Below are 17,663 nucleotides of genomic sequence, written 5' to 3' on the forward strand. Positions count from 1 at the left end.
ACTTTAACGTTCGGGAAAATCCGACTAGCGACAATCGCGAAATGAGCAAGGCAGATAATGGAAGAGTCATTGGTGGCATGACGTAGTGACAAGCATCAGCTTGGCGCTCTCGATAAAAAACTTATATCGGGCATTTCCGGGAAAGCACAGAACTTTGGAATTGGTCTGGGCTCTGACATGAACACAACCTGACACTGGAGAGACGATATGACCCAGACGACATGGAAGCCACATGCACAACATGGCGAGTTGAACAGCAAGGAAAGGGATCATTTACCCGAGAGCGCATTCGCATTTCCGAAACAGCGCAAAGAGCCGATGACCGATGCCTCACATGTGAGGAATGCGCTGGCGCGCTTCGACCAGGTAGATGCAGTATCTGACGTTGAGCGTGACGCCGCGTTCGAAAATATCAAGGCAGCGGCAAAGCATTTTGGCGTCGAAATGACGGAGATGAACTGGAGGGAGCTTGGTAAAAAACCGCATACCAAAAACCATTCCCACAAATAGGCGTTAATCGATGGCGTGATTGGACGATTACCAAACCTTGATCACCAAACTTCCACTTTTAGCCCGCTCTACAGATCGGTGGATTTCCGAAGAAAGTAGCCATCACATTCTCCATCTCTCTTCATTATTTTGCATAGACACTAAAAAGAATACGACACATACGATCGCGCCAGGTCGTATGCGCGGGACTTACCGCGCAAAAGCGAAACACATCCCCAATCTATCAGCTTGCTCATGATGAATGCACTAGATTTTCTGGTGTAAATGCATCAGGAATCTTTGCCATCGCAGTCCTATACTCCCCCAACTCAAGCAGTCCCCACAGGGCCAATGACGGCCGTGCGGGGCCGCTCCGATCAATTTCAAACGTGGGGTTATATGGAAATCTATAACGACAATATCGAACAGCGTCCTGAGTTGCTGCGCTTTGGCTGGGGTATCTCATGGAGCGCCGTGCTGGCCGGATTTTTCCTGTCGCTGATGATCTACCTGGTACTGACCGTGCTCGGCACCGCCATCGGCGCGGGTGCGGTCGATCCGCTGGGCGACAAGAATCCGCTGACCGGCGCCGGCGTGGGTGTCGGTATCTGGCTGGCGGTCACCACCCTGATCTCGCTATTTTTCGGCGCCTTCATCAGCGGCCGCGCGGCGCCACGGCAAGGCGCTTTGCACGGCTTGCTGACCTGGTCGCTCATGACGGTGGCCGGCACCTGGCTGCTGGCCTCTCTGGCTTCCGGCGTCACCGGCGCCGCCGCCAACATGGTAGGCAACGGCCTGTCGCTGGCCGGCCGCAGCGTTGCCGCAGCGGCGCCCGACATCGCCTCAGGCGTCAAGGATCAGCTGCAGCAGAAAGGCATTGAATTCGACTGGAACGGCATGCAGGATCAGTTGAACGATTTGCTGCGCGATTCCGGCAAGCAGGCATTGCAGCCGGGCCAGCTAAAGGCTAATGCCAAGAACGCCGCCGACGATGCCAGCCGTACCGCGCAACAGGCCGGCTCCACACCGCAAACCGCTGGCGACGACCTGGCGCAATGGTTTGCCCGCGTAAAGCAGAAGGCTTTGCCTGCGCTGGACGCGGCGGACCGAGATGCACTGGTCAACATCGTGGCGGCGCGCAGCGGCAAATCGCACGAGGAAGCGCAAAAAATCGTCGACAACTATGCCCAGGCCTACGCTACAGCGCTGGTCAAATATCAGCAACTGAAGGCGCAGCTCGAACAGCAGGCGCGTGAGACGGCGGCGAGCGCGGCCAAGGGCGTCTCAAAGGCGGCCTGGAGTTCTCTGGCGATCCTGTTGCTCGGTGCGCTGGTTGCTGCGTTCGGCGGCTGGTTCGGTTTGCGCTTGCGACCACGCCCGATCTAAGCACTGCCGCCTTCCGCATCCACGGCAATCCAATCTGCACCGCAATTTTCCAGACAGGTATAGTGGATGCTGGTCCGCACCTGGCGAGACGGCGACAATGTCGTCATCTCGCCAGGTGCACATTCACATTGAAGCCCAAGTCAGAAATCTACTATGGATCAAACTCCCGTCGTAAGCGATGCCGACGACAAGGTGCTGCGCAGCCAGACCGACCGTCGCCAGCTACAACAGATCATCACCGGCCTGACTGAAGGCGTGATCCTGGTCGAGCCAGACCAGAGCATCGTCTGGGCCAATCAGGCGGCGCTGGACATGCACGGGGTCGAAGACTTCAAGCAGTTGGGCGCCAACGCCAGCGAATACCGCGACCGCTTTCGCCTGCGCTATCGCAACAACCACGTAGTGCAGCCCGGCAGCTATCCGATCGATCGCGTGGTCGCCGGCGAAGGATTCAGCGACGTGATTGTCGAAGTCTATCCGGCCCACGACGAAGAACAATACTGGGTGCATCGGGTACGCAGCCTGGTGCTGACCAACAGCGCCGATGAGCCGGACTGCCTGGTGCTGATCCTGCACGACGCCACCGACTGGGCCAGCGCCGAACAGCGCTTCGAAAAGACCTTCAACGCCAATCCGGCGCCGGCCGTGATCTGCCGCCTGAGCGACCAGCGTTATATCAAGGTCAACCAGGGTTTCGTCGAAATGACCGGCTATGCACGCGAACAGGTAATCGGCCGTTCAGTTTATGAAATCGATGTCTTCGAAAATGCCGACCGCCGCGAGCTCGCTATCGAGCGCCTGGGAGAAGGCGCCACCATCCCGCAGATGGAGGCGGTGCTACGCCTGCCGCATGGCGACACCAAAGCCGTCGTGGTGGCCGGCCAGCCTATCGATATCGGCGAAGAAGCCTGCATGCTGTTCACCTTCATGGATCTGGAGCCGCGCAAGAAAGCCGAAAACGCCTTGCGCCAGAGCGAAGAACGATTCGAGAAATCGTTCCGCATGACGCCGGTCCCGACCGTATTGCTGACAGCCGACGATTTCGTCGTGCTGGACCTCAACTCTGCATTCACCGCCACCACCGGCTTTACCCAGGAAGAAGCGCTCGGCAAATCGATCGATGACATGGGCCTGTGGTCTGCCGAGGTGCGCGCACGAATCGCCGCCTCGCTGGCCGAATCGGGGAGCCTGCTCAATGCTGAATTCCAGCTACAGAACAAGGATGGCGATACCCTCTCCTGCCTGGTGTCGGTGGAAGTCGTCAGTATTCACAGCAAGGAATGCCTGCTGATGGCCTTCCTCGACATCACCGAGCGCAAGCGCTCCGAAATGGAACTGGTGGTGGCAATCGAAACCGTGATGCAAGATGCGTCGTGGTTCAGCCGCACCCTGATCGAGAAACTGGCCAATGTGCGCCGCTCCAGTATGCCGGACGGCGGCAACGCCCAACTGGCCGATCTCACCAGCCGCGAGCGCGATGTCTTCGACCTGCTCTGCCGCGGCATGGCGGACAAGGAAATCGCCAAGGAACTGGCGCTGGCGCCGAATACCGTGCGTAACCATGTCTCCACCATCTACGCCAAGCTGGACGTGCACAGCCGCAGCGAAGCCATCGTCTGGGCGCGCGAGCGTGGCTTCTTCGGCCTGCCTGCCGCCGACGTCACGCGGCGCAAGAAGGCTGAGCGCGGCTGAAAGCGCAACTGTTAGCGCAACTGCTAGTACAACTGCTGCAAATGCACTAGCCGGATCGGTGCATTTGCAACTGTTTTCGGGGTGAGCAAATGACGACAATGGAACCGTTGAAGAAGCAGCTGACAAATCTTGCAGAAGGATTCTCTTCTCAACATTGATTCAGTCTTTACCATCAATCACTTACCAGGAGCACAACATGGACAAGAATCGCATCGAAGGCGTTACCAAACAGGTCAAGGGTTCGGTCAAGGAAACCATCGGCAAGATCACCGGCAACAAGAGTACGGAAGCCGAAGGCATTGCCGAAAAAGTCGAAGGGCAAGTGCAGACCAAGGTTGGCGAAGCTGCTGACAAACTGCGCGATGTAGTCAAGAACAAGTAAGCAGCCAAGCTGGCCGGCGCGCGGCGCCGGCCGCTTTCACTCACCTCATTCCGAAGGATGTATATGTCTGAAGACCGCATCATAGGCAACGTCAAGAACGTCGCCGGCAAGATCCAGGATGCCGTGGGCAACCTGACCGATGATCCGCACATGCAACTCGAAGGCAAAGCGCGCCAGTTGGCCGGACGCACTCAAGCCAAATACGGCGAAGCGATCGACACCGCCATCGAATTCGCCAACCAACGCCCGATCAGCACGCTCGCCATCGCAGGCGCGATAGGCTTTCTTGTCGGTGCAATCTGGTCGCGACGCAACTAGGTATTCGCTGAATGGCCCGTTGACCGGTGAGCCAATTTGGTTCGCAGCCATTCAACAAAAAATGGGCATCGCTCCCATACCCAGCTGTGAAAACGCCGCGCGAAGCAGCTTACATCGAGAGCAAAGCCTCATTGCGCCGGCAAGATACCTGAGACGATCCGCACAAAAAGCCCACGAATCTTGTGGCGGGCCCGGAAGAATTTCTACAGAGAACTACTGTTGGGATGAGCACCGCCAGCACATATTAAATGACAACAATTTCTTTTTAGTAACAATATTTATATATGCAAGCCAACGCGTTTCCTCGCCTCAATTTCTTTCAGTGCTTATTTCCTACTCGCAGTTAGGAACATTCTTAATTTAAGACAATTCCTATATTTTACAAAGACATAGATCCACATACTCGCCCTGTCCCCACATTTATCGAGCAGGTGCAAGTCATGAACAATGTATATCGCGTCATATGGAACACCACCACTGGAACTTGGGCTGCGGCATCCGAATTAACAAAGGGTCGCAAGAAAGCTACAGCCACATCCGCATTGATCGCTGCAATTGCAGGCGCTACTTTCGCACCCAGCGCAACCGCACAGCAGATCATCGATGGTCAAACAATCACCGTGACTACACCTGGAAGCGCAGCACTTACGCCTGCGCCCGGCGCTAGCGTTAGCGTTATTAATGGCTCAGTACTGAACGCGTCTGGCATGGGAGTCATAGGCGTAAGTATGAGCGGCTTTGGATCGACATTGACGATGTCTGACTCGACAATCAATGCAAGTGGCCCGCTAGCGATAGGTATTAACCAAATTGCCGGCAGCCTGAGCATGCAAAACATGACTCTGAACAACACAAGTGGGGGAACAGGAATCAACGTTGGCAATGCAGTCAACGCACCTATACTCAACATCGCCAACTCCAGAATCAATACTGTAGCGAACGGAATTAGCACAAGCGCAGCAAGCATCATCACGTTGAGTGACAATACCTCCATCGATACCTCGGGCGCCAATGGGATTGGCATTGATCTGCATAAAGGGGCTATCTTGCGCGCATCCGATACGAACATCCTGACTATGGGCGCCACCGCCGCCGGCCTTAGCCTTGGGGGCGGCGATGCCAGCACTGCAGCCGCCGCCGCCGCGGAACTTAACAATGTGAGCATCAATACGCTCGGCACAAGCTCCGCCGGTATTTTCGTCGCCAACAGCGGCAGCGTCAAAGCACACGGCAGTTCAGTTGTCAGCGCACAATCGTACGGCGTGCAATTCAGCACCGGCGCAAATAACAGTTTCTCAATGGATGCCGGTAGCGGGATTGACGCTGGGCAGGCAATCGTTATCGCCGATCAGTCGGGTAGCAATTCACAATTCAGCAGTACCGATTCGACACTCACTTCGCGTGGTGGCTCGGGATTTGTCGCCAGCAACGGCGCGCATCTCAATGCGACACTGATCAACTCTGCTGTCGATGTGGGCGCCGGTGGTTTGATCGCACAGGCTGGCAATGGCGGCCAACTGATTCTGAACAGCTCAGGTACAGCCCTTACAGGCGGTATGCACGTGCTCGATTCAGCATCGACTTTGAGCCTCAACTTGAATGGCGCACAATGGATTGCTGACGGCAACTCCAGTCTCACTAATCTCGCCATGGATAGCGGTAGCGTCGTCAATGTGAGCCAGGGTCACGCAGTGGGCGGCGTGCTGACGGTCAAGGGCAACCTGATCGGCAACGGCACGATCGCACTCAACACAGTACTTGGTGGCGATGACTCGAATACCGACAAGGTCGTTATCGACGGCGGCCACGCCAGCGGACAGACCACGCTGGCCATCAACAATGTTGGCGGCACGGGTTCGCAGACAAACAACGGCATCATGGTGGTTGAAGCAATCAATAGCGGCACGTCGGATATCGGCTCGTTCAAGATGGACGCGCCGGTGCGCGCTGGCGCCTTTGACTATCGCTTGTTCCGCGGCGGCCAAAATGCCACGCAGTCGGACAACTGGTATCTGCGCGACACCTATAATCCAGACCCTGTGATGCCTGATGATCCGGTAACACCGATTGATCCCAACAAGCCTGAACCGGGCGACGCTGGCGGTATCACACCGCCTGTACCTCAGAAGATCTTTGGCCCCGAGTTGTCGGTATACGGCAGCGTCATGCCAACTGCCGTACGTATCGGACAAGCAACCCTCGGTTCGCTGGATAGCCGTCTCGGGCAGTCGAACGCCATCGCTACCGATGCACAATCGCAAAGCAATCCATCGAATGGCGCCTGGGGCCGCGTGTTCGGGCAATCAGTTCGGGACAACTATTCGAGCATCGTCGATCCGTCGGTGTCAACCAAAATCGGCGGCTTCCAGGCCGGTGTGGATATCCTGAATCTGCAGCAAGCACAGGGCGAACGTGATCGCATCGGCGCTTACCTCGGCTTTGCCCATGCCGATGCAAACGTCGACGGTACAGTGACGCTGACCAACGCCGACGGCAGCGGCCAAAATGTACGCCAGAACACTGGCAGCATCAAACTTGACGGCTGGAGTGTCGGCGCGTACTGGACGCATTTCGGCCAGTCCGGCTGGTACACCGACGCAGTGCTGCAAGGCACCGTGTATAACGGCAATGCATCGACCGATCGTGCGTCCGTTGGTGTTAACGGCACTGGCATCACTGCATCTGTCGAAGGTGGCTACCCGTTCGTAGTTGGCAAAAACTTGACGCTCGAACCGCAGGCACAGTTGATTTATCAAAACGTGAACCTGAAAGATGCCGCCGACAGCCTCGGTTCTATAGACTTCGGCTCATCGAACAGCGTGCTGGGCCGCATCGGTGCGAAACTTCAATACACGCATCAAGACGGCAACAAACTTATCCAGCCGTACCTGAAGGCGAATTTGTGGTCGACACTTGGCGGCACGAACAGCGCGGTCAACTATGGTGGCGTCGATTCGATCAGCACCAAGACGGACGGAAGCTGGGGGGAAATGGGTGCCGGCGTTACAGCCAAGGTTAGCCAGAAAGTCAGCCTCAACGCGCATGTCAATGGTCTGTTCAGCATGGGCGGCCAGAAGCGTTCTGGAGTCGATGTAGGCGCTACCCTGAAGTACGAGTGGTAACACCTGCGCGTCTCAGCCCATCTTGCTCGTTCTGATAGTCGTCGCGGCAATCCTCCCTTGCCGGCGCGCCCGTTTCCCCTCAGTTCCCCTTGGCGGCAGCAAGAATCACATTGACGACCGCCTGCGGCTGCGACAGCATCACCGCATGGCTGCTCGCCACGCTTGTGACGGTGGCTCCGATCTTCTTGGCCATGGCTGCTTGCAGTTCGGGCAGGATCATGCGGTCTTTAGTGGTCAGAACATACCAGGATGGCTTGGTTTTCCAAGCTGCGGCCTGAAGTGGCTCGCCAAAGCTTTTACCCAGGATGGGACCTTGGCTGACCGCCAGAAGCGCGGTTTTTGCTACTGGCAAATCCTGTGCAAAATCTTCTGCCATCGCCTTGGTGGTCAGCTTGACGAAGCCGCCGGCATCCGCTTCCAGGTGCTGCGAACCGGGTGCCGGCGGATAGTCCTTACCGGTGTCGAACACCGACTGCGCTTCAGACGGCGCAAACGCAGCCACATACACCAGCGCTTTAACTTTGTCGTCGATGCCGGCCTGGGTGATCACAGCCCCACCCCAGGAATGGCCGACCAGGATTACCTGTCCGGCTTGTGCATCAATGGCGCGCTTGGTGGTGGCAACGTCGTCGGCCAGGGAGCTCAGCGGATTCTGTACAGCCACGACTTTGAAGCCTTTGGCTTGCAGCAGCGGGACTACCTTGTCCCAACTGGAGCCGTCGGCAAAAGCGCCATGCACGAGAACGATAGTTTTTTGCGACGATGCTACCTCCGCCGCACTTGCCGGCGACTGGGCAAACAACATGCTGACGGCCGCCATGGCAAACACCGCATGCTTCAACTTGGCGGAAGCGGCTTGCCATTTTCCGGGGCTTCGTAGCCAGGACGTCGAGGAAACCGGGGTATTGGTGAAGAATTGTGTGTGCATTTTTGGTCCAGTTCAGTTTGAGTAAAAATTGTGATAAAAAACCCGTTCCCGGGTCAAATGGAAAGCAGCCGCAGCCGCGTCCATGATTCATGCTGCCGGCGTCAGCGGTTCACGGTCCTTGCAGGCGAGCGCATTGAATTCCTCTACCGGCAACAGCCCTGCAATTAGGCGTTGTCGCAGCAGCCATGCCGGCGTTCCCTGCACACCATACTGACGTCCCAGGTTTTCGGAATCGCTGACTGCGGCCAATGCGCTGCCGTCGGCAAATGCCCTGTGCAAGCCGTCGAGGTCAACACCCAACCTCAAGGCGTGGCGGTCAATGACAGCGGGATCGCCAATGTTTTCGCCCTGGACAAAATGCGCTGCAAAGATATCCTCGTTGAACTGCTTGAACATCTCCGGCTGATAGCGCCGTAACCACTCAGCAGCCGCCAAAGCGATGCGGCTGTTGGGCAAGCGCGGCGGCCAGTTAAGCGGCAGCCCGGCTTGCCTGGCTTCTCGCTCCAGCATGCGATACATCGGGCCGTCGCGCGGCCCTGCTTCTATGCCGCCGAACGGAATCTCAGGGTGTGCTTGGAACGGCAGCTCGATTACCTCAAATCCTGCTTGCACCAAAATTTCAGTCCGGTGCAGGCCGACGTAGCAGAACGGGCAAAGAAAGTCGTACCAATGCAAGATCCTGTTATCGTCAGCGGTTGGCAGCAAAGTAATCGGATCATTCATCTTCTCCACCTTTCTGCGGAAAGCGCCGTATCAGCTCCAAAAGATTGTTAAGCAGAAGGCTGAAGAAATGACGACTCTTGTCGTCCACCAGCCGGCCGTTGGCATCGAAGCGCTCGCTGGCATTGCCGATCATGACTTCGGGTTGATTGACGGCGGTGACGTCCAGTGCGACTAGAATCTGTCGCAGGTGATACTGGGCACGAGCGGTACCGAGCACGCCGGGCGATGCGCCTGCAATCGCCGCCGGCTTACCGGCCCATGCGCTCTCGCCACCCGGCCGCGAGGCCCAATCGATGGCATTCTTGAGGACGCCCGGGATCGAATAGTTGTATTCAGGCGTGGTGAACAAGATCGCGTCGGCGCGCTTGATGGCTTGCTTCAGACGCAGCACACTGGCAGGCAAGTCCTGTTCCAGCTCCTGGTTATAGAGAGGCAGGTCTTCCAGGGAGTAAATCTCCAGCTCCACTTCAGCCGGCAGCAGCTCTTGCGCCGCTTGCAGCAGCATTAGATTGTAGGATTGGGCGCGCAGGCTGCCGGCGACGCCTAGGATGCGAATACGGTTGGTCATGATGCTCGTTCTGATTAAAAGTTGAAAAATTCTGTCGGCGCGGAAGGCGGTGGCGTACTGCTAGGCACGTACCTCGTTCTGCACCGGCGGCTCGACATAGGCGATGCTGCCCGCCGGCAGGAAGAACAAGGCAATCAGCGCCCCGCCTTTGACTTCCGGGTAGTGGCGGCTGCCCGGCGCCGGCGCGGTCCAGCCGGCCCCGCACCAGCCGTTGGGGCCCGCCAGGACAGCACCTTCATCCAGCGGCACCACCAGGTTCACCTCGCCATGCGGATGCTCGTGGAAATCGCCTCGAAATATCTTGCCGGCCGCTACCGAAGGATTACTTTCGCTATCGATGTAGACGGCGGCGATGCTAAAGTTGCAGGTCTGCGCCGTCGGCTCGGCCAGGCGGCCACGCCGGTAGTGAGCGCCGCCGATCTCGATATCAGCTGCCCAGCCTTCTTCGACGCCGGTCTTGATCAAGCCGGCAAGCTGGTTGTACAGGGTGCTGTCGGGGCCGTATTTTCGGTTGAGCCATTGTTCCATCTCCGTGCCCGCCGTCATGCCCTGGATTTCTTCCAAGAATCCTGCGCATTGTTTGATGAGTTGATCGCGTTTGTCCACTATCGCTCCCCCGGAATCAGGCAGTGCCTTATTGCGTTTGCCTGCCGTCCAATAAGCTGTCCCCTTCTGCCGGGCATCCCTTGTTTGGTCGACGTGAGAATCTTCGCATGGCCTATTTCAAACAAAAAGAGATGGTTTTACATGATAGATATGCATGGCATTCAACTCAGAGAAACCTCCCTTCCCACAGCGCCAGATTGCCTGGTTGGCGAACGCCGGGCGATAATACGCGCCCGCGAACAATCCAATACGAAAGACAGCTGAACATGATCAGTTTCGACAGGCTGGACCTCAATCTTCTACGCGTCTTCGACGCAGTCATGGAAGAGCGCAGCGTATTGCGAGCAAGCCAGCGGCTGCACCTGAGCCAGTCGGCGGTAAGCCATGCGCTGGCGCGCCTACGGGAAAACCTGAGCGAGGAAATTTTTGTCCGTACCGGCAGAGGAATGACGCCGACCGACTATGCCTTCGAAATCAGCACGCCCTTGCGCAGCGCTCTGCAAACTATCAGCAGCGCGCTGGCGCAGGCGTCCTCGCCATTCCAACCGGCGACGGTCAGCCGATCGTTCGTGATTGCCGCCAACGACTATGTGTCGGCAATCCTGCTGCCGCGTTTCAACCGCGTCCTGTCCGACATCGCCCCCGGCGTTGACCTGGTCATTCGCCCCTCCACCCGCCTCGACTTGGCTGAACAAATCGATCTGGGGCGCATCGACCTGGCCATCGGCACCTTCGACAGCATTCCAGAACGTCTGCGTTCGCAGCTCCTTCTATTACAGGACGAGGTGCTGGTCATGCGCAGCAAGCATCCGACCGAGGCCAAGAAAATAGGCCTGAAAGACATGGCCGCCTATCCGTTGATAGTGGTGTCGTTAGGAGGCCAAGAGGAAGGCGCAGTCAGCGGCTTCATCCATGAACGCGGTCTGGGGCGACAATCCGAGATGTATGATCGACCGGCGCTGGAGCATGCCTTCCAAAAAGCGCCCGCTCAACCGCGCAGGCACATTACCATTCCGCATTTCATGGCGATTCCGGCGCTCCTTGAAGATGGCGATCTGATGGCGATCGTGCCGCGGCCACTGGCTGCCTTGTTTGCGAAAGCGCACGGACTGCTGGTTAAGGAACTGCCTTATAAAATCTTGCCCAAGCGCCTGGACCTGGTGTGGCACTCGCACAATGACCTTGATCCAGCGCATTGCTGGCTGCGCACGCAACTCAGGGAAGTGGCAAGAGAATTGCCCGGCACAATGTTGGAATCATGATTGCGTGCGCGCACCGAATCAACGTTATCGGCAAGCACGCCCATCCAAGCGAAGATAAACGACCAAACAGTGTTTCGCAGCTAGGCATGCTGCGATAAGGTCATCGCCGAAACCATTACTCACAAGAGTTGTCACGAGAACTGATTAATCTCGCGGCGAAAATTCAGGAATTGCCGCCACACCGTAGGTATTTTGTTGAAGAATACGTTGAGCAGTTGCAGCAGGATCTGTAATGGCTGCCGCATCCGGACAACTGTCGCTGTCTATTAATTAAAGAGAACAAATAGATAGTTGTCCGGGATTTTTAGATGGGAAGCTAACGAGGGAGAGTTAGCGGAAGTTGGGCAAGGCAATCATGAGTTGATGCAGCTAACTCGCGATTCATTGATCAACTTCGAACATGCACAGCGTACGTGTGCGCATCAATGGCGGCTTACAATTTTCTTCGATTTTTCAAGCAACGTCCCAGTCCCCGGTTCTTCATTCGTCGTGATCACAAACGGGGCAATATTCTGACACCAGCTAACCGTCGTATACCTGACCAAAGAATTAATTGCGCAATTGCAACAATATATTTGATAGACTTACATCAAATTGTGCGGCAATTCACGAACCTAGCCACGAGAAGCGTCCATGCCTACTCTTGATGAAGTAGCAAAAAAATACAGCGCCACGATAGTGCGCAAGCGCGGTTTGGACATCATATCGGTGCCGGTAGAGTGCGATGGACAGATTGATATCGGTTTTTTTCGCACAGAACGGAAATCTCTGGGTAAAGTGCTGCCTTTTTTGGCACGAGAAGAATTCAGTCCGGACCTATACACATATGGGGGTCAGACGGAAAGTTGGCTTTCGTTATTTGGTGCCGATGAAGAGCTTTGCCACGCGCTTCGAACACTATTGGATGGGTGTGCTACCAGTATCGAATGGTCTGGTTCACGGGCTACTGCGCGAGTAAGCATTCTGCGCGGCTCCCCGGATGGCGACTCAACGGGAGGTGAGAGATTCTTTGCGAACCTGGCCATGATCGCTAATCGGCTTGAGACGATTTACGTAATTGGCCGAAGTAACGATATGCCTCAGAACGCAGGGTCATTGGGGCCCGCGAAAGTCAGAAAAATTATGCTGACAAGCATTTTCATCGGCACATTTTCTTTTCTGATGGCAGTGCACTACGCATTTCGCCGCTAGAAATCAGCGTACTTACAGTGTCGCCAATCTGAAAATTATTGCTCATCAAAGTTACTCCATATTAAGACAGCTGTGCGTAATGCACTCAACATTTTTGTTGACCATCTTATTTATGTGTGTTTTTACGGACAGCAGGAATACTGTATGAAATATCGAGACCGGATCCCGAATACTTCCGGCATGTACTTCTGTGAGTCTAGATGTTGTTGGATTTGCCGATACAATTCAAAACCAAGTGGCATGACACCGCCCTAGTTAGTGACTGCCAACAAACGGCTTGCAATTCGGTCGACGACGTTACTTTGTGCTTTTGGCACATCACTATATAGAAATCGGCTTCCGTTTTTTTAGCAATATCCATTGACGAACAAGGAAAAAAGCGAGGGTGAAGAAGATCGCATTTCGTATCGCATCGAAGATCGAATCGTCAACCCAGAGTTTGACCAATTGATCTTTGCTGTAATCGATATATGTTAGCCCGCTTGAACTTAATCGCACGACAGCTTCACTATAGCCAAACAAGGTACGATATCGAGCAACTTCGGCGGTAACGGTTTGCCTGTTCAAATCTCTATGTCCGCATGCGACCCGGCCACCAACAAAACTAGCACCACAAGAAAGGCAATGGCCGCCGGTGATCGGATAGGAGATGGCGGTGGGTGTTGCAAGCATTTGTCCGGGGCTGAACAGCATCGGCTGATCTTTTTTGTAGCTGGGAACAACACCGTCCTGCCGATCACGCAATAAAATCAACGATCATTTATATGCGAATTGACGGAAACACTAGAAGTTGGCTACACTGAAACATTTCTTTGCGCAAAAATTTCAGAGAGCGCATCCATCACGGTTTGCTTCCAATTCGTGATGAAGGACATAGCCTGTGCAGGTAAACGAAAGTACGGGTAGCGAATTTCATCGGATACAAAATATTGATAGGAATTTCACGTGATGAGCCCGACCAGACCTGTTATTGCGTTCGCTCTACTCAGGCAGTGTGCTGAAGCATTACAGACCGATTTATTTGGCGGCGTTTCTTTGCTTATCCGCCCGCTAATTTCGGATCTCGCGGGACAGGTTTACAACTCAAACCTGTTGGCATCTCGGATGGCTGATGCATACGGAATTTCTTTTCCATCAACGGTCTTGGAAGATTTCCTTCCGCGTTTAATCAGTGCCGGAATATTAAAAACCGAAGATACATCAAGCGGAATAGCGCGTGCCGTCTATTGTGATCAAGGTGACAATGTTGTTGAGATTCAGGATGAGGAAGAATTCCAGAACATTATTGATGATTTTCTCTCTCACTCAGAAATTTTACTTAAGAGCGCAAATCTGCAAATTCCTGAAAATTTGCTGATTTCTGGATTTCTCACCCACTTAAGTACATTAGATTTCTCATCAATTAGGGCGCGTCCGATTGTTAGCCGCACCACAGAGACAGGCATCATTCAAGGCCCTGCAATTAAAGAAAAAAATGCGCTCAGCGAACAGTTGGAGCAAGGAGCTGCCATTGATGTTTTGGTGGCATCGTATGTTTCGAAGTTAAAAGCTTTCGATCCAGACAAACTGGTTCTTTTATCAAAAGTTGCCGATGGTGCGCTTGGGCTCGAACTGGTATTGGATCTTCAAGCTCCATCTTCTGTTCCGAGAATTTCCTCGACAACCGTTGTCATTGACACGCCGATATTGCTTGCGTTTTTAGATCTTTCATCAAAACAAGATTTGGATGTGACCCGCAGGCTAATCAGTCAAATTTCTGCTGCTGGCGGGAAAATTGCCGCTTTTCAGCACTCCATCGAAGAGGCGGAGGGAATTCTTGCAGCAATAAAAGCGGCTCGTTACGCGGGAAATGCCTATGGGCCAACAATTTCACGATTGTCGAATTCTACCTATCGAGCTTTTTTCGATTCAATGAGCAATCGAGTGGCGTTTGTTTGGCACGAACAGCATAAATTTGAATTAATTCAAGAAACATCTACGCATTTTTATAAAAATTTTACGCAGCAGGACGAAGAGGATCTGACTCATCGAATTCAGCTGAGTGCCTTCGATCGTCGCTTGACTCGTGAGCGTGACTCGAAATCAGTAGCCGAGACCATGCGACGATTAGGTGGAGCTCATGTCCCTATTGGTCAAATATCCACTTGCAAATTTGTCTTTGTAACTGGAAATACTTCCTTGCAACGAAACGCGGCGAGGTTCTTACGAGATCAGGGATTTGTAAAACCCGGTGAATTCACACCAATCGTAACTGATCGCTATATTGCGGGACTTTGCTGGCTTATATCCGGCGGAGTCGCTGACAAATCACCTTCTACGGCACGACTTCTTGCGAATTGCGCCGCAGCTTTACGACTTCGTCCTGAGCTTGCAGAACGGACGAAGCGGTTTCTTTTGGCTCTAGACGACGAGAAGGCTAAACACTTTGAAGCGCTGATGACCAACGATAGAGCGTCACAATATTTGGTTGAGGCAACTTTTGGCAATCCAGATGTAATAACAGCGCTGAATGTCGAAGATATCTTTGATGAGGTGCAACGACGTGCAGCCGAATTAGTAACTAAGGAAAAGGATGAATTCTATCGTGCTCAAGTTACCAATTTGGAGGTGGCTGCCGCCGAAAGCAATGCCCTAGCCTTGTCATTACAGGAAAAGGTCATAGACTTATCAATCGACAATCAAGCAAAGGAGTTGCAAGCAAAGCATCTAGCCGAAAAGGCTAATACATTGGAAAATGAATCGGCTAGGCAGCGCGAGGTACTGGATAAACAAGAAGAAGCACTGTTGAAACAAGCGACGGAAATTTCCTCACTGGGAACTACGTTGCTGCAACTTAACGATACCGCGACTAGTGCACGTGAAGCAATGGAGCGTCATAAGACAAGGGCAATCGCCACTGCGTCGCGTTATGCGGACAGGAGAATTCTGCAAATTCGAATACTTGGATGCATACTATTATTTGGGTGCGCCTTATTACTCGGCTTCACCGATAAATTCTGGATCCCCACTCTTTCAGTTGATGCACAAAAATATGCAAATGTGTGCTTGGTTGTTGCACAAGCCATTTTCGCAATTTTAGGCGTGGCGATTTTTTTCGATAAATTTTTTGGACAGCGTCTGCGGTCTTGGCGAACTAAACTCTATACGGAAAAATTGCTTGAACTTGGTTTTGACGATAGTCAGGCTATCCCTTGACTGCTATGTAATGAAACATTTTTTCACCAAGTCAACTGGTATCACAGCAAGCTGTTCATTCTTGCCCGGGAAAATGCGATCACACTTCGGATAGATCGGCCATCACATTCCCCATCCCCTCAAACATCTTTCAAGTTTGCAAACCCCGTCAAATCCCGCGTAAAATGCGGGTATCGCGGGTGTAGTTCAATGGTAGAACGAAAGCTTCCCAAGCTTTAGACGAGGGTTCGATCCCCCCTACCCGCTCCAGACCAGCGTTGGCACCTGCTATTCGAGGTGCCATTTGTATTTTTGAGGCGTGCAATTGTCTGGCGTTACAATGACGCTGTATTGCTGCAGTACCTTGCGGGCATTCCTGCGCTTGCCTCACCCTAACTTTCTCTATCCAGCATGTCAGAAAACAAATCCGGCAAACCACTTTTTTACGATCCGACCGAGCATCGGATCCGCAGCTTTGTCACGCGCGCCGGGCGTTTGTCGACGGCGCAGGCGCGGGCTATTGAGGAATTGGGGCCGCGTTTTTGTGTTCCTTATGACAAGGCCGTGGTTGATCTCGACCAGGTTTTCGGGCGCAGCGCGCCGACAGTGCTGGAGATTGGCTTCGGCATGGGCGAGACTTCGGCGAAGATTGCTGCCGGCATGCCGGAAAAGAATTTCCTCGGGGTCGAAGTGCATACGCCTGGCGTCGGCAGTTTGTTGAAGTTGATCGGCGAGCAGCAGCTGGAAAACTTGCGGTTGATCCAGCATGATGCGGTGGAAGTGCTGACCAACATGATTGCACCAGGCTCGCTGGCCGGTGCGCATGTATTCTTTCCGGATCCGTGGCACAAGGCGCGCCACAACAAGCGGCGCCTGATCCAGGGGCCGTTGGTGAGTTTGCTGGCATCGCGCATTGCGCCGGGTGGTTATCTGCATTGCGCGACCGACTGGCAGGAGTATGCTGAGCAAATGCTGGAAGTATTGAGCGCCGAGCCGTTACTGAAAAATACCGCGGAAACCTACGCGGAACGGCCGGATTATCGTCCTGTGACCAAGTTCGAGAATCGTGGCTTGCGTCTTGGACATGGCGTATGGGATCTAGTGTTTACACGCGTTTGACCTGATCGTCGGCGCTGTTTTTTGCAGCGCGACGCCAGGCAAATGTTTTCTGATAGAAGGTCTGCGGCATGTTGATCATTCGATTTTTTTCCGGTATCGACAACAGATTTGCCAAGATGGCGGCTTCGATGTCGCTGCTTGCGCTGTTTCAATTTCCGCTGGCGCACGCCGGCGAGCAGCCAACTGCGCTGCCGCCCGGCACGATAACAGTGGAAGACACGCACTATGCGCCTGCCCCTCCCGGCACCGCGGCGCCACAGCAGCCGGTTGCTACTCACCGGCCATCGGCTGAGGACATGATCGATGCTGCGAAACGCAATGTTGGACAGATAGACCGTGATCTGCGCAAGGACTCTCCTCCTGCCGGCGAGCCGGCGCCTGCTACGACAGCTGCGCCAAACCGCCAGGAAATACTGGAAAAGGCCCTCGCCGGGCCGGTCGTGCCGAAAGAGACGCCCAGGCCGGGGGAAACCACCATGGAAGACATCACGCGGCCGGATGGCCAGCGGGTGACCAAGGTGACCGGGCCGAACGGTACGTATTGTGTAACGCAAATTTCGGTCGGCAACACCAAGGGTGAAGACATCATCCAGCGCGGCGCCGTTTCGCGGACTACCACCTGCGGATCACCGTTCTGACCAGGCTTGCGGCAACGCAATCTTTCGGCACGAATAATTCAGTAAAGTGCTTGTAAATCGGCTGA

16 protein-coding genes, 1 tRNA gene and 1 pseudogene are annotated in these 17,663 nt (G+C 54.4%); 13 read left to right on the forward strand and 5 right to left on the reverse strand.

All coding sequences use genetic code 11. The annotated features are described in order from the left end of the window. The first annotated feature begins 207 nt into the window (after window positions 1-207). The 7 genes and pseudogenes from ACIPF8_RS20025 to ACIPF8_RS20055 all read left to right on the forward strand — a co-directional run bounded on the left by ACIPF8_RS20025 (window position 208) and on the right by ACIPF8_RS20055 (window position 7,389). Window positions 208-510, forward strand: a complete 303-nt coding sequence (locus ACIPF8_RS20025) for a DUF6582 domain-containing protein (protein WP_400424356.1) — start codon at window positions 208-210, stop codon at window positions 508-510. Between the two features lie 378 nt (window positions 511-888). Then, entirely contained in the window at window positions 889-1,875 is a 987-nt protein-coding gene (locus ACIPF8_RS20030) for a TIGR04086 family membrane protein (RefSeq protein ID WP_400424359.1), read from the forward strand. A gap of 153 nt (window positions 1,876-2,028) precedes the next feature. Next, the gene (locus tag ACIPF8_RS20035) at window positions 2,029-3,567 is read left to right on the forward strand and encodes a PAS domain S-box protein (protein ID WP_400424362.1); all 1,539 of its coding nucleotides are present in this window, start codon (window positions 2,029-2,031) and stop codon (window positions 3,565-3,567) included. A 196-nt stretch (window positions 3,568-3,763) separates the two neighbouring features. Continuing rightward, window positions 3,764-3,949, forward strand: coding sequence for a CsbD family protein (locus ACIPF8_RS20040; protein ID WP_400424365.1), 186 nt, complete (start codon window positions 3,764-3,766; stop codon window positions 3,947-3,949). Window positions 3,950-4,012: 63 nt separating this feature from the next. Then, entirely contained in the window at window positions 4,013-4,267 is a 255-nt protein-coding gene (locus ACIPF8_RS20045; RefSeq protein WP_400424367.1) for a CsbD family protein, read from the forward strand. Window positions 4,268-4,707: 440 nt separating this feature from the next. After that, window positions 4,708-4,836: pseudogene (locus ACIPF8_RS20050) on the forward strand (ESPR domain-containing protein); the annotation flags it as partial. A gap of 405 nt (window positions 4,837-5,241) precedes the next feature. After that, the gene (locus ACIPF8_RS20055; protein ID WP_400424525.1) at window positions 5,242-7,389 is read left to right on the forward strand and encodes an autotransporter outer membrane beta-barrel domain-containing protein; all 2,148 of its coding nucleotides are present in this window, start codon (window positions 5,242-5,244) and stop codon (window positions 7,387-7,389) included. 79 nt (window positions 7,390-7,468) lie between these two features. On the opposite strand, the gene ACIPF8_RS20060 is transcribed toward ACIPF8_RS20055, so the two are convergent. The 4 genes from ACIPF8_RS20060 to ACIPF8_RS20075 form a co-directional block, all read right to left on the reverse strand. Next, window positions 7,469-8,209: an alpha/beta fold hydrolase gene (locus ACIPF8_RS20060; RefSeq protein ID WP_400424527.1), complete on the reverse strand. Its 741-nt coding sequence runs from the start codon at window positions 8,207-8,209 to the stop codon at window positions 7,469-7,471. 195 nt (window positions 8,210-8,404) lie between these two features. Beyond that, window positions 8,405-9,040, reverse strand: a complete 636-nt coding sequence (locus ACIPF8_RS20065; protein ID WP_400424369.1) for a DsbA family protein — start codon at window positions 9,038-9,040, stop codon at window positions 8,405-8,407. After that, complete coding sequence (locus ACIPF8_RS20070) at window positions 9,033-9,608, reverse strand: NADPH-dependent FMN reductase (protein WP_400424371.1); 576 nt, start codon at window positions 9,606-9,608, stop codon at window positions 9,033-9,035. Before ACIPF8_RS20070 ends, ACIPF8_RS20065 begins: the two co-directional genes overlap by 8 nt. 60 nt (window positions 9,609-9,668) lie before the next feature. After that, the gene (locus ACIPF8_RS20075; protein WP_400424530.1) at window positions 9,669-10,217 is read right to left on the reverse strand and encodes a DUF4863 family protein; all 549 of its coding nucleotides are present in this window, start codon (window positions 10,215-10,217) and stop codon (window positions 9,669-9,671) included. Window positions 10,218-10,321: 104 nt separating this feature from the next. Between ACIPF8_RS20075 and ACIPF8_RS20080 the strand changes: the two genes are divergently transcribed. Together ACIPF8_RS20080 and ACIPF8_RS20085 are read left to right on the forward strand one after the other, a co-directional pair. Further along, on the forward strand, window positions 10,322-11,476 hold the full coding sequence (locus ACIPF8_RS20080; protein WP_400424374.1) for a LysR family transcriptional regulator: 1,155 nt from the start codon (window positions 10,322-10,324) through the stop codon (window positions 11,474-11,476). Window positions 11,477-12,109: 633 nt separating this feature from the next. Next, window positions 12,110-12,667, forward strand: a complete 558-nt coding sequence (locus tag ACIPF8_RS20085; protein WP_400424377.1) for a hypothetical protein — start codon at window positions 12,110-12,112, stop codon at window positions 12,665-12,667. A gap of 321 nt (window positions 12,668-12,988) precedes the next feature. Here ACIPF8_RS20085 and ACIPF8_RS20090 read toward each other — a convergent pair whose 3' ends face one another. Next, window positions 12,989-13,420, reverse strand: a complete 432-nt coding sequence (locus tag ACIPF8_RS20090; RefSeq protein WP_400424380.1) for a hypothetical protein — start codon at window positions 13,418-13,420, stop codon at window positions 12,989-12,991. 195 nt (window positions 13,421-13,615) lie between these two features. Here ACIPF8_RS20090 and ACIPF8_RS20095 point away from each other — a divergent pair, with 195 nt between their 5' ends. From ACIPF8_RS20095 to ACIPF8_RS20110, 4 genes are all read left to right on the forward strand, one after another. After that, window positions 13,616-15,862, forward strand: a complete 2,247-nt coding sequence (locus ACIPF8_RS20095) for a hypothetical protein (RefSeq protein ID WP_400424382.1) — start codon at window positions 13,616-13,618, stop codon at window positions 15,860-15,862. A gap of 175 nt (window positions 15,863-16,037) precedes the next feature. Next, window positions 16,038-16,111 (forward strand) — tRNA-Gly (locus ACIPF8_RS20100). 141 nt (window positions 16,112-16,252) lie between these two features. Further along, a complete protein-coding gene (gene trmB, locus ACIPF8_RS20105; protein ID WP_400424385.1) occupies window positions 16,253-16,960 on the forward strand; it encodes a tRNA (guanosine(46)-N7)-methyltransferase TrmB in 708 nt (235 codons plus the stop codon). A 68-nt stretch (window positions 16,961-17,028) separates the two neighbouring features. After that, window positions 17,029-17,598, forward strand: coding sequence for a hypothetical protein (locus tag ACIPF8_RS20110; protein WP_400424387.1), 570 nt, complete (start codon window positions 17,029-17,031; stop codon window positions 17,596-17,598). Window positions 17,599-17,663 lie beyond the last annotated feature (65 nt).

Origin of the sequence: Collimonas sp. NPDC087041 (genome assembly GCF_044745265.1) — a bacterium.
Taxonomy (GTDB): Bacteria; Pseudomonadota; Gammaproteobacteria; order Burkholderiales; family Burkholderiaceae_D; genus Collimonas.